This window comes from Allorhizobium ampelinum S4, from assembly GCF_000016285.1.
GTDB lineage: Bacteria > Pseudomonadota > Alphaproteobacteria > Rhizobiales > Rhizobiaceae > Allorhizobium > Allorhizobium ampelinum.
In genome coordinates, this window is sequence record NC_011981.1 from 147,047 (window position 1) to 159,854 (window position 12,808).

The window sequence follows — 12,808 nt, forward strand, 5'->3', positions numbered from 1 at the left end:
CGAAAACCTTGAGAAATCCAGCCTTACGTTGACGCGATATAGGCGAAGGCGAGGCTGCTGATGATGCCTTCCGCGCCCAGCGTGTGATCGGCGATACGCTTGTTATAAATGGTGATTTCGGGAGCCGCAGCGATATCGATGGCAGGCACATCCTCCACCAGAATCTGCTGGATTTCCTTCCACTGCGCCACGCGCTTTTTCGGATCAATCTCCACCGCTGCTGCTTCCAGCAGGGCATCGACTTTCGGGTTGCTATAGGCCGCACCATTGGAGAAAGGCACGCCTTTTAGGAAGTTCTTGCTCCAATAAAGCCGCTGTACACCCACGGTGGGATCAAACAGATTGCTCATGCCTTCATAGGCAAAATCGAAATCACGGTCAGTGTAGATGCGTTTGGTATAGGTGGCGAAATCCTGTGTGCGCACTGTGACCTCAATGCCCACCTTGGCCAGTGCTTGACGAATATAATCCGCGCCACGCGGATAGCCTTCACCCGGTACATAATCGAGTTTGAGGCGGGCGCGAATGCCATCTGGCCCACGCTTATAGCCAGCGTCATCCAGCAGGGCTTCCGCTGCTTTGAGATCAATGGGATAGGTCTTCAGGTCCGAAACATACCATTTTGACAGTTTGGGATTGATGGGGCCGGTAATCGGCGCGCCATAGCCGTAATTGACCGTGTTGAAAATCACATTGCGATCAATCACATGAGCGAAGGCGCGGCGCACCCGCACATCCTTGAAAAACTCTTTTTCCAGATTGAATTCAACCCGCGTGACACCGTTGGAGTATTGGTAGCCCTGCGTTTCAAAGCCGATATGCGGCAAGGCTTTCAACCGATCCAGGTCGCCGTAGGACACCGGTGTGCTTGGCGCCAGATCAATCTCACCCGCCTCAATCGCAATCGACCGCGCTGCCGAATCCGAGATGAAGCGCACGATCAGGCTGTCGAGATAGGGGCGGGGCTTGTCCCAATAGTCCTCATTGCGGACATAAACGATATGGCTGCCGCGCACCCATTGCTTGAACTTGTAGGGGCCGGTGCCAACAGGGGCAAGATTGACCGGGTTTTCCTGCACTTTGGTGCCTTCATAGAGATGCTTTGGTACAATCGGCGTCTCGGAAGAGGCAAGGGCGGTGATGAGATAGGGGGCTGGCTTGGACAGCACGAGCACCACCGTGCGTGCATCCGGGGTTTCCACTTCCGTCAAATTGAGGAATGTGTTGCGCCCACGCGGATGGACTTGGGCAATGGTTTTGATGGAAAACGCCACATCTGCCGAGGTGAAGGGCTTGCCATCATGCCATTTCACCCCATCGCGCAGTTTGAACGTATATTTCAGCCCGTCCGGGCTGATCTGCCATTCAGTTGCCAGCAAGGGCTTAGGCGTGAGGTCAAAATCATAGGTCAGCAACCCCTCGGTGACCTTTGGCGAGACATAGACCGAGTTGAACGCGGTATGGGCAATGGTGGTCAAAACCGGAGGCTCAGACGACAAAAGCAGCGTTGCCGTGCCACCCTTTGCCGGCGTTGCGGCGCGCAAATTTGTGCCGCTCACAGCAAATGCGCTGACTGCTGCCGATGCCAGCAGAAAGCCGCGACGGGTTGTGGAATGGGCGGCGTGTTCGGTAGACGGGCGGTTGACGATCATTGTTTTCCCTCGCTGCGTGGGCAGGCTGCAACCAGAGCGACATTTTCCAATAGCTGGATGGCTAAGTGAAAATTCTTCTGTCGCGCAACGCTTTCGTAGTTGGAGTTGGTTAAAATGTCCGATTTATCGGCATATAATTCCTATTATGCGCGACACATCTCATTTTTTCAGAAAAATATTCTTTTCTCATGTTTGACAAAATATATAAAATTAGTCAACTACTGACATAGAACTCAATTTCAAAACTGCACTTCAGGCGATAGTGATGACCGCATCAAACCGAATATTGAAACGCGCAAGCCGTGTGACGTTGCAGGCCATACCCACCGTTGTGGGCATCGTGATCCTGAACTTTTTTCTGCTGCAACTGGCACCGGGCGATGCCGCCGATGTGCTGGCCGCAGAGGCTGGCTCCGCCACCGTCGAGACAATGGCGGATATTCGCGCGCGCTTTGGTCTTGATCTGCCCGTGCTGCACCAACTGGGCAATTATCTTGGTAATCTTGCTCATTTCAGTCTGGGGTATTCGCCGCGCTATGGCATGCCGGTGGCCGAGCTGATTGGGCAACGACTGCCCGGCACATTGGTGCTGATGGGGGCGGCCTTTATCATTGCGCTTGTGCTTGGGGTGGTGCTTGGCTCCGTCATGGCGGTGTTTTCGGGTCGCCTGCCGGACCGGGTCATCTCCCTTGGTTCGCTGCTGTTTTATTCCGTACCCGGTTTCTGGATCGGTTTGATGCTGATCCTGCTGTTTTCCGTCAAGCTGGGTTGGTTGCCTTCCGGCGGTGATAGCACCATTGGCAGCCCGCTGACCGGCTATGCGGCGCTTTTGGATCGCGCTCGGTATATTGTTCTGCCAGCAACTTCGCTGTCGCTTTATTATTTGGCGATCTATGCCCGACTCACCCGCGCCGCCATGCTGGAAGTGAAATCACAGGACTATGTGCGCACCGCCCGCGCCAAGGGTGTCACACCGCTTCGGCTGACGTTGCGCCATATCCTGCGCAACGCTTTGATCCCTATCACCACCATGGCCGGAATGCATCTTGGCGGCATGCTGGGTGGCGCTGTTGTGGTGGAAACCGTGTTCAGCTGGCCGGGTCTGGGGCGGCTGGCATTTGAAGCGGTCATGGCCCGTGATTTCAGCGTGCTTTTGGGAATTCTGCTGCTGTCATCCTTTTTGGTGATCATCATCAATGCTGCCGTGGATCTGTTTCAGGCCTGGCTCGACCCGCGGATTGGAGAAAGCCAATGACAATTATCAATGCAACGACACCGCTCGCCGAGGCTACGCGCCAGCGTGAAGGGGAAAAGGCAAGCGTTGAAACGGCCAAAGAGGCCAAAGCCCCCAAAGGCTGGCCCTATGTCCATGCACCCGACGCGCTGACAGCCCGCACCAGTCTGATACCAAAACGGGGTCTGCGCCGTGAGGTCAAAATCTTTCTCACCAACCCCAATGCGTTGATTGGCGTGGCGTTTCTGGCCATTGTCATCATCACAGCGCTTCTGGCTCCCTTGCTTTATCCCGGCGATCCGCTGGAAATGGTGTCGCGGCCCTTCCTCTGGCCGGGGCAGAACCCCGCCTATCCACTGGGAACCGATTCCATGGGGCGTGACGTGCTGGCGGGTATTGTGCACGGGGCACGGGTTTCGCTCACAGTCGGCATTGCCGCAACCGTGATGGGGCTGACCATCGGCGTCACCATTGGTGCATTTGCAGGCTATTTCGGTGGCGTGATCGATGATGTTCTCGTCAAGATCATCGAGATTTTCCAGACGCTTCCCAGCTTTGTGCTGCTGGTGGTGTTGGTGGCCATTGCACAGCCGTCGATCACCACCGTGACCTTTGCCATCGGTATCATTACATGGCCGATGGTGGCCCGGCTGACCCGCGCCGAATTCCGCGCAATCCGCGAAAAAGATTATGTGCTGGCCGCGCGAAGTCTCGGCTATGGCCATGCCCGCATCGTGTTTGCAGAAATTCTGCCCAATGCCCTGCCGCCGATTATTGTCACATCGTCGGTGATGGTCGCGGGTGCGATTTTGATGGAAGCGGCCCTGTCTTTCATGGGTCTGGGCGATCCAAACCGGGTCTCCTGGGGTTCGATGATTGGCTCTGGCCGTGAGGTGATCCGTACGGCCTGGTATCTCACGGCCCTGCCGGGGCTGGCCATTGTGTTTACGGTCATCTCCCTCAACCTGATCAGTGACGGGTTGAATGATGCGCTCAATCCCCGCTTTTCGGAGGAACGTCGATGAGTGCTTTGATTGATGTTCGGGATTTTTCCGTTGGTTTCGGCAGCGCCCAGCCGGTCAAGGGCGTCAGCTTTTCGGTGGAACGCGGCGAAATGCTGGCGATTGTTGGCGAATCCGGCTCTGGCAAATCCTTGACGGCGCTGGGTCTGATCGGGCTTTTGCCATCGCATGCGCAAAAGGGCGGCTCCATCCGCTTCAAGGGCCGCGAGCTTTTGACCTATAGTGAACGGCAATGGCGCGCCATTCGCGGCGGCGAGATCGGCATGATCTTTCAAGAGCCGATGACCTCGCTCAATCCAGTGCTGACGGTGGGCGAGCAAATCACCGAAGTGCTGCGCATTCACGAAAAGCTGGACCGCAAACAGGCGCGTAAACGTGCTATCGAATTGCTGGATCTCGTCAACATCCCTGAATCGGGAAAAAGGGTGGATGATTACCCGCATCAACTCTCCGGCGGCATGCGTCAGCGGGTGATGATTGCCATTGGCGTGGCCTGCAATCCCGAACTGTTGATTGCCGATGAGGCGACCACAGCGCTGGATGTGACCATTCAGGCACAAATCCTGCAATTGCTGGATAATTTGCGCCGGGATTTGAACATGGCGGTCATTCTCATCACCCATGATCTGGGCATTGTCGCCCAATGGGCGGATCGGGTTATGGTGATGTATGCCGGGAGAAAGGTGGAAGAAGGTCTGCCGCAGCCGGTGTTTGATCAGCCTTATCATCCCTATACCCGTGGTCTTCTGGCTGCGTCTCCGCGCGGCGGGGCAGGGCAGCATTACCGCGATGGACCCTTGGTGGAAATTCCCGGCTCCATCACCTCTTCGGTCAATGAGAAGGGATGTGCCTTTCGCCCTCGCTGTTCCAGCGCGCGCACGTCTTGCGGTCAGGCCGTGCCGTCTTTGACGCAAGTGTCGCCGGGGCGGTTTGCAGCCTGTCCTGTGGTGTCCGCAAACTTTTCGGAGGTGTCCCATGACGCTCTTGTCGGTGCGTAATCTTTCCACCCAATATGCCGGCGCACGGGGAACCGTGCGGGCTGTGGATGATGTGTCGCTGGAGATTGAAGCCGGTGAAACCGTGGCGCTGGTGGGCGAATCCGGCTGCGGCAAATCTTCGCTTGGCAAATCGCTGATGCGGCTGGTGGAGCCATCCTCTGGCCAGATCACCTTTCAGGGCGGCGATGTCACGGCCATGCCAGCCAATGAGTTACGCGGCATTCGCCGCCGCATTCAGATGATCTTTCAAGACCCGTTTGCCTCGCTCAACCCACGCCAGACCATCCGCACCATTTTGACCACGCCGCTGAAAGTGCATGGCATTGGTGATGGTAAACGCCGCCGCGAGATTGTTGAGGCGATTATTGAACAGGTGGGATTGCCAGCCGATTCACTGGATCGCTACCCGCATGAATTTTCCGGCGGCCAGCGCCAACGCATCGGAATTGCCCGCGCCATCATTCTGGAGCCAGAGCTGGTGGTGTGTGATGAGCCGGTCTCCGCACTGGACCTGTCCATTCAGGCACAGATTCTCAATCTGCTGGTGGAGCTGAAGAGCCGCCTGTCGCTGTCCTATCTGTTTGTTTCCCATGATCTATCGGTGGTGCGCTATTTTTCAGATCGGGTGCTGGTGATGTATCTGGGCAAGATCGTTGAAAGTGCGCCCACGGCAGAGCTATGGGCCAACCCGAGACATCCCTATACCCGCGCACTTCTGGCAGCTGTGCCAGACCCGGCGAGGCGCAAGCAGGCAGCCCCGATTTCCGGCGATTTGCCAAGCCCGCACAATCCGCCCTCTGGCTGTCGCTTTCACACCCGCTGCCCGCTGGCGACAGATCTCTGTCGTGAACAGGCACCGGATTATCAACTGTTTGGTCAAGCCCATGCCGTGGCCTGCCATCACGCCAACGAACACTGAAATGGAGTAAGGACTATGGTTGACTATCGTTATCTGGGACGCAGTGCGCTGAAAGTTTCACCCCTCAGCCTTGGCACGATGATGTTTGGCGGCCCAACGCCGGATGAAGTGGCCTTTCGCATTATCGACAAGGCGCGCGAGCAGGGCATTAATTTCATTGATACGGCAGATGTCTATCACGATGGCAAATCCGAGGAAGTGGTCGGGCGTGGCATCAAGGCAAGCCGTGATCACTGGGTTTTGGCGACAAAATTTGTCAATTCCCGCGAAAAAGGTCCCAATCTCGGCGGCCAGTCGCGCAAATGGGTGATCGAGACGGTGGAAAATTCGCTGCGCCGCCTCAACACCGATTACATCGACATTCTCTATTTCCACCGTGCGGTGTTTGATGCCCCATTGGAAGAGCCGGTGCGCGCCATTGCCGATCTGATCCGTGCAGGCAAGCTGCGCTATTTTGGCGTCTCGAATTTCCGTGGCTGGCGCATTGCAGAAATTGCGCATCTGGCCGATCAGCTCGGCATTGATCGCCCCATTGCCAGCCAGCCGCTATACAATATCGTCAACCGCACCGCAGAGGCTGAACAGCTTCCCGCCGCCCATCATTACGGGCTTGGTGTTGTGTCCTACTCGCCGCTGGCGCGTGGGGTTTTGACGGGCAAATATGAGCCGGGCAAGGCACCCGCCGCCGATACCCGCGCAGGCCGTGGCGACAAGCGCATTCTGGAAACCGAATGGCGGCCTGAATCGGTGGAGATCGCCCGCAAGGTGGCCGCCCACGCCCACGCCAAGGGCATTTCCGCTGCCGATTTCGCCCTCGCTTGGGTGCTGAACAACCGCTACATCACCGCCGCCATTACTGGTCCTCGCACAGAGGAGCATTGGGATGGCTATATCCGTGCTCTGGATGTGCGGCTGGATGCAGAGGATGAGGCGCTGGTCAACAGTCTGGTCGCTGAGGGGCATCCGTCTACGCCGGGCTTTAATGACCCAAGCCACCCGGTTGAAGGCCGAGTGCCACGCTATAACGATCAGCCCTCGGTTAAGCCGGTTCGCGCCGTTGCCTGATCATGGATGTGGCAGCCGGGGTGAAGATGAACACTCCGGCTGCCTGCTCAGTTTTGAAGGATGATGACCATGCCCCACAGCGCGCGTGTTCCAGATAGCACCGAGGCCTTAACCCGCGATGGCTTGCTTGCGCAGGCCCGCACCCTGTCCGACACCTTTGCCAAGGATGCAGCCCGCAGCGAGCTGGAACGGGAATTGCCGTTTGAGGCTTTCCGGCTGATCAAGGAGGCACGGCTCGGCACGCTGCGTATTCCCAAAGCCAAGGGTGGACCGGGTGGATCAATTGCCGATTATATCGAGCTGTTGATGATTTTGGGTGAAGCCGATAGCAATATACCCCACGCCTTGCGCAGTCATTTCAACTTCACCGAAGGGCTGGCGCTTGGCCCAACCGTGCTGGAAGACCGCCGACATCTGGACCATGTGCTGGAGGGAAAACTGTTTGCCGGAGCCAGCACCGAGCAGGGCACGAAACGGCCCGGCGAAATCACCACGGTTCTCAGCCGTGAGGGCGATCACTATCGGCTGAATGGGCGCAAATGGTATGCCACCGGCACGGCCTTTGCCGATTTTGGCTCCTTCAGCGCGGTGGATGAACAGGGAGATCCCATCGGCGTGCTGATCCCGCTGGATCGCAAGGGCATTACCATTCTGGATGACTGGGATGGCATGGGCCAGCGCATGACGGCCAGCGGTGGCGTGTTGCTGGAAAATGTCGAGGTGCTGGCGCATGAAGTAACTGGCCGCAAGCTCTCCAGCCAGATTGGTCGCCATTGCGGCGCGCTGCGGCAACTGCATCTGGCGGCATCGGCTGCGGGTGCCGTGCAAGGGGCGGTGAAAGATGGCATTGATTATGTGCTCAACCACGCCCGCACCACCCTGCACAGCACAGCAGAAACCGCCAATGACGATCCTTTTGTGCAAAAAATGCTGGGTGAAATCACCTCGGGTGCCTTTGCGGTTCAAACCTTGATCCGCGAAGCCGCACGCGCACTGGACCGCACGGCAGAGACCTTTGCAATGGGCGATGAAGAGGCGATTGAAACAGCACTGATTTCTGCCTCGCTCATCACCGCCCAGACGCAGATCATTACCTCGCAACTGGCACTTTCGGTGGCCACCAATATCTTCGAGCTGGGCGGCGGCTCGGCCACCTCGCGCCGATTTAATCTTGATCGCCACTGGCGCAATATTCGCACCGTCTACAATCACAATCCGTTGCTGCACAAGGCGCGGGTGGTCGGCGATTATTACCTGAACGGCACCACCACGCATTTGAAAGAAGGCCGGGTGTTCTAAAGTTTGATGCCTGTCTGGTGGAGAGCCACCAGACAGGCTTTATCAGGGCTTTACTTCAAGGCAAAACCAAAGCGCCGCAAAATGGCGGTCAATTCAACCCGGCCTTTGAGAGCGCTCGCACTGCCAATGCGCTTGGCAATCACGCTGGTCCATCCCGCTTGCGGCAGATTTTGGCCTTGCTGGAAGGTTTTTAGCCGCTCATCATAGCTGGCCAGATCCTGTTCACTCACCGTGCCATATTGCTCCCGAAACAGCACTGCCGATTGCGGCAGGCGCGGCTTTACATCGGTTTTTACCGCTGGATCGGGATAGCCCACTGTGAGGCCAAACACAGCGATGGTTTCAGGCGGCAGATTCAATTCCCGCGCCACATCCTCTGGCCGATTGCGGATGCCGCCGATATAACACGAGCCAAGACCAAGCGAGTCAATGGCCGCCACCGCATTCTGGGCGGCAAGGGCGGCATCAATCGCGCCAATCACAAAGCTTTCCAGATAATCCAGTCCTGCACCCTCGCTGTCATTGCTGCGGGCAATGGCTCTTAGCCGGGCGAGATCGACCAGCCAGACCAGAAACAGCGGCGCAGCATTGATTTGCGGATTGGGAGCGGCAAATTCTTCCAGACGCGCCTTGCGCTCCGGGTCTTCAACAGCCACCACGCTCCACGCTTGCAGATTGGAGGAGGTGGGAGCCGATTGTGCTGCTGCTACCAGCAGTTCCACCGTGCCTTGCGGCAGGGCTTTGGGCAGATAGGCGCGTGCGGAACGATGGTTCAGCAACACATCCAGCGTCTCATTCCAGCTGGGTGGCAAAACACTTGGCGGGACGCCATAGCGGGCTTTGATGCGTTCTGCGGCAGAAGCCTGCGGTACATCAGAGGCCGCAGTGAGTGATCCAGAATGCACCGTCATGGTTTTTCCTTTCAATGATCGGATAAGACTTTTGGACGTTGTTTGACATCTGTTGATGGCACGACACTATCATCGATGTCGGGGACGGCTGCGATTAACATTCGGGTGTAGTCATGCTGAGGACGTTCGAACACCTCCTCGACAGGCCCTTCCTCCACCAGAACACCGTTTTTCAACACGCCAACCCGGTCTGCCATTTGCCGCACAACAGCCAGATTATGGCTGATCAACAGATAGGTCAGGCCGAATTCTGCTTGCAGGCTAGCCATCAACTCCAGCACTTGTGCCTGCACCGACACATCCAGCGCCGAGGTTGGTTCATCACACACAATGAAGCGCGGGCGGCTGGCAAGGGCGCGAGCAATGGCTATGCGCTGGCGTTGCCCGCCGGAAAACTCATGGGGAAAGCGGCTGCGCGCATCGGGATCAAGCCGGACTTTTTCCAGAAGATCTGTAACACGCTGCTCAATCACGCGATTGTCTGTTTCCAGGCCAAGGGTTCGGATGGGTTCGGCAATAATGTCACCAATCCGCCAACGGCTGTTGAGGCTGGCATAGGGATCTTGAAAGATCATCTGCACAGCGCCTTTCAGGGCGGGGGCCTTATCCTGCCCCAACACCGTACCGCCGATGGTGACCTTGCCCGCTTGTGCGCCGAGAAGGCCCACGACAATGCGGGCAATGGTGGACTTGCCAGAACCGGATTCGCCCACCAGCGCAAAGGTCTGGCCCTCGCCAATCGAAAAACTGACATCATTGACGGCGCGAAGACTGCGCTGCTTTCGATTTTTGCTGAAAAACGGCAGGCCACCGCCACCCGGCAGGGCAAAATCGCGGATCAAGCCTTCCACCTTGACCAAATCCCCTTTGGATGCCACCGAGGCCCGCGTGTTTTTACGCCTAATCGAAGGGATGGCGGCAATCAGCGCCCGGGTGTAATCATGCTTGGGACTGCCAATCACCTCAGCCACGGACCCGCTTTCCACAATCCGGCCCTTGTGCATCACCACAACGCGGTTGGCGATTTCCGCGACCACGCCCATGTCGTGGGTGATCAGCAGAACAGCCAGCCCGCGCCGCTGGCAAAGAGACTTAAGCAGCGCAATAATCTGCGCCTGCACGGACACATCCAATGCCGAGGTCGGCTCATCGGCAATCAGCAGGTCGGGATCGGCGGCCACGGCCAGCGCAATCACCACCCGTTGGCGCATTCCACCGGAAAATTCATGCGGATAGGCATCCAGCCGCCGTGCTGGCTCATCAATACCCACCTCACGCAACAGGTCTATCGCCCTTTGCCGCGCCTGCCCCTGATCCAGCGGCAGGTGGCGGCGAATGGTTTCAATCAGCTGTTGACCAATGGTGTAAAGCGGATTGAGGCTGACCAGCGGGTCTTGAAACACGGTGCCGATCCGCCGTCCGCGCAAAGTTTCCAGCGCTTTGTCACCGAGGTTATCAATCCGCTCGCCTTGCAGGTGGATTTCGCCAGAGGTGATGCGGCCGGGGGGATCAATCAGGCCAATGATCGCAGCTCCGGTCATGGATTTGCCAGCGCCGGATTCGCCAATCACGCCCAGCACTTCGCCACGGGCAATGGTGAGCGATAGGTCATCGACTGCACGAAAATTGCCATCAAAACCGGGAAAATCCACGCTCAGACTATTGATACGCAGAACGGGTTTTGTTTTGGATAAAGACAGGCTCATCGGCGATTGTTCCTCAGGCGCGGGTTGAGCGCATCGCGCAAGCGGTCTCCCAACAGATTGACGGACAGGGCCAGCAGAACCAGCGTGGCAGCGGGAAAACCGATAATCCACCATTCCCCCGAAAACAGGAATTGCTGGCCAATGCGGATCAGCGTACCAAGCGACGGCCGCGTGGGCGGCACGCCAACACCAAGATAGGACAGGGTTGCCTCTTCAATGACAGCAAGCGCCAGACCGATGGTGGCAATCACCAGAGCCGGCCCGGCAATATTGGGCAGGATATGCGTGAGCAGAATGCGGCTGCGGCTGACGCCGATGAGCTTTGCAGCCGCCACATAATCCTTGCGTTTTTCCACCAGCACGGCCCCGCGCACGGTGCGGGCAAATTGGGGCCAGTTGGAAAAGCCGATGGCGAAAATCAGAATCCACACCGCAGCCTGTTCCTGCTGTGATGCCGGAATGATGCCGTGGGCAATGCCAAAGATCAGCAGGGCGACCAGAATGGTCGGGAAGGTCAGCTGCGCATCGGCAACGCGCATGATCACGGCATCCACGGCATTGCCTGCGTAACCGCTGATTAGCCCCGCACCAACACCCAAAGCCAGCGATAAAAGCGTGGCGGAAAAGGCAACCAGCAAGGACACCCGGCTGCCATAGAGAATGGACGAGAGAATATCACGGCCCTGATTGTCTGTGCCCAGCCAAAACACTTTGCAACTAAAGGCATTGGCGGCCATGGGCGGTGTCATGCCATCCATCAAATCCAGCGTTGCCGGATTGAACGGATCATGGGGCGCAAGAAGCGGGGCAAACAAGGCAGCCAGCACCAACACGACGGCCAAGGCACCCGCCAAGATCGTGACGGGGGAAATCCTGCGCCACCTGTGGCGTTTCGAAAAAGGACGTAGGGTTTGGGTGGTCATGGCATCACTCCGTGCCCGTGCGCACAATCCGCAAACGCGGATCAACAGCGTAATAGAGGCCATCAACAATCAGATTGATGAGCACAAACAGAGCCGAGATAAACACCAGATAAGCCGCCATCACTGGCACATCCACGGACTGCACCGAATTGATGAACAGGGAGCCAACACCCGGCCATTGAAACACCGTCTCCGTCACCACGGCAAAGGCGATGACCGAGCCAAATTGCAGGCCAGCCACAGTGATGACCGGCACCAGCGTATTTTTCAAAGCATGACCAAAGTGGATGCTGCGGCGGGACAGGCCTCTGGCGCGGGCAAAGCGGATATAATCCTGCCGCAGCACCTCCAGCATTTCTGCCCGGATCAGCCGCATCAGCATGGTCATCTGAAAGAGCGACAGGGTGATGGCGGGCAAGATCAGCGAGCGCCAGCCCGAAAGGGTCAAAAGGCCCGTGGTCCACCAGCCAAGCTTGACCGTTTCACCCCGTCCGAAAGACGGCAGCCAGCCAAGCTGCACCGAAAAGACTGCGATCAGGCCAATGCCGATTAAAAACGTGGGCAGCGAAACACCAACCAGCGACAGGGTCATGATTGCATGGGTCAAAACACCCTTGGGCCGCAAAGCACAATAAACGCCGAAAAGACCGCCAAACAGCAGCGCAATCAGGCTGGATGCCGTGGCAAGCTCCAGCGTGGCGGGCAATCGTTCAAAAATCATCCGGGTGACAGGTTCTTGCTGTTTGTAGGACGTGCCGAAATCGCCGCTGATGCCGCGCTTGAGAAAGGTGAGAAACTGGATGGGCACGGGCTGATCCAAACCAAGCCGCGCCTTAAGCTCAACCCTTTCATCCAGCCGCGTTTCCTGACTGGTCAGCGATTCCAAGGGATCGCCAACAAAGCGGATCACAGCAAAGGCAATCAGCGCCACCGCCAGCATGACGCCTATGGATTGAAAAAACCGTCTGAGAATAAAACCTGCCATGCATCCTATCCAATCATCCAGCGCCGGGCGTTTGAGAAACCGCTCGGCGCTGTCAATGTATTGCCTTACAAGATTATCCCACCCCCATTGGGCG

11 protein-coding genes are annotated in these 12,808 nt (G+C 57.4%); 6 read left to right on the forward strand and 5 right to left on the reverse strand.

Going from position 1 to position 12,808, the window contains the following annotated elements:
- Positions 1 to 23: 23 nt before the first annotated feature.
- Positions 24 to 1,652: an ABC transporter substrate-binding protein gene (locus AVI_RS26425; RefSeq protein WP_015918325.1), complete on the reverse strand. Its 1,629-nt coding sequence runs from the start codon at positions 1,650 to 1,652 to the stop codon at positions 24 to 26.
- Positions 1,653 to 1,917: 265 nt separating this feature from the next.
- Here AVI_RS26425 and AVI_RS26430 point away from each other — a divergent pair, with 265 nt between their 5' ends.
- The 6 genes from AVI_RS26430 to AVI_RS26455 all read left to right on the forward strand — a co-directional run bounded on the left by AVI_RS26430 (position 1,918) and on the right by AVI_RS26455 (position 8,189).
- Positions 1,918 to 2,907 carry an ABC transporter permease gene (locus AVI_RS26430; protein ID WP_015918326.1) on the forward strand — a complete coding sequence of 330 codons (990 nt, stop codon included), beginning with the start codon at positions 1,918 to 1,920 and terminating at the stop codon, positions 2,905 to 2,907.
- Positions 2,904 to 3,911, forward strand: coding sequence for an ABC transporter permease (locus AVI_RS26435; RefSeq protein WP_015918327.1), 1,008 nt, complete (start codon positions 2,904 to 2,906; stop codon positions 3,909 to 3,911). Before AVI_RS26430 ends, AVI_RS26435 begins: the two co-directional genes overlap by 4 nt.
- Positions 3,908 to 4,906, forward strand: a complete 999-nt coding sequence (locus AVI_RS26440) for an ABC transporter ATP-binding protein (protein ID WP_015918328.1) — start codon at positions 3,908 to 3,910, stop codon at positions 4,904 to 4,906. The genes AVI_RS26435 and AVI_RS26440 overlap by 4 nt, the downstream gene beginning before the upstream one ends.
- Entirely contained in the window at positions 4,884 to 5,825 is a 942-nt protein-coding gene (locus AVI_RS26445) for an ABC transporter ATP-binding protein (RefSeq protein WP_015918329.1), read from the forward strand. The genes AVI_RS26440 and AVI_RS26445 overlap by 23 nt, the downstream gene beginning before the upstream one ends.
- A gap of 15 nt (positions 5,826 to 5,840) precedes the next feature.
- Positions 5,841 to 6,890, forward strand: a complete 1,050-nt coding sequence (locus AVI_RS26450) for an aldo/keto reductase (RefSeq protein ID WP_015918330.1) — start codon at positions 5,841 to 5,843, stop codon at positions 6,888 to 6,890.
- 69 nt (positions 6,891 to 6,959) lie between these two features.
- Positions 6,960 to 8,189 (forward strand): acyl-CoA dehydrogenase family protein, encoded by a 1,230-nt coding sequence (locus tag AVI_RS26455; RefSeq protein ID WP_139192471.1) that lies wholly within the window; start codon positions 6,960 to 6,962, stop codon positions 8,187 to 8,189.
- A gap of 50 nt (positions 8,190 to 8,239) precedes the next feature.
- Here the strand turns inward: AVI_RS26455 and AVI_RS26460 are convergent, their stop codons facing one another.
- From AVI_RS26460 to AVI_RS26475, 4 genes are read right to left on the reverse strand one after another with little or no spacing between them, the layout of a single operon-like run.
- Entirely contained in the window at positions 8,240 to 9,100 is an 861-nt protein-coding gene (locus AVI_RS26460; protein WP_041699709.1) for an NADPH-dependent oxidoreductase, read from the reverse strand.
- 11 nt (positions 9,101 to 9,111) lie between these two features.
- Positions 9,112 to 10,806: an ABC transporter ATP-binding protein gene (locus tag AVI_RS26465; RefSeq protein ID WP_015918333.1), complete on the reverse strand. Its 1,695-nt coding sequence runs from the start codon at positions 10,804 to 10,806 to the stop codon at positions 9,112 to 9,114.
- Entirely contained in the window at positions 10,803 to 11,729 is a 927-nt protein-coding gene (locus AVI_RS26470; protein ID WP_015918334.1) for an ABC transporter permease, read from the reverse strand. The genes AVI_RS26465 and AVI_RS26470 overlap by 4 nt, the downstream gene beginning before the upstream one ends.
- A 4-nt stretch (positions 11,730 to 11,733) precedes the next feature.
- Positions 11,734 to 12,714: an ABC transporter permease gene (locus AVI_RS26475; protein ID WP_015918335.1), complete on the reverse strand. Its 981-nt coding sequence runs from the start codon at positions 12,712 to 12,714 to the stop codon at positions 11,734 to 11,736.
- Positions 12,715 to 12,808 lie beyond the last annotated feature (94 nt).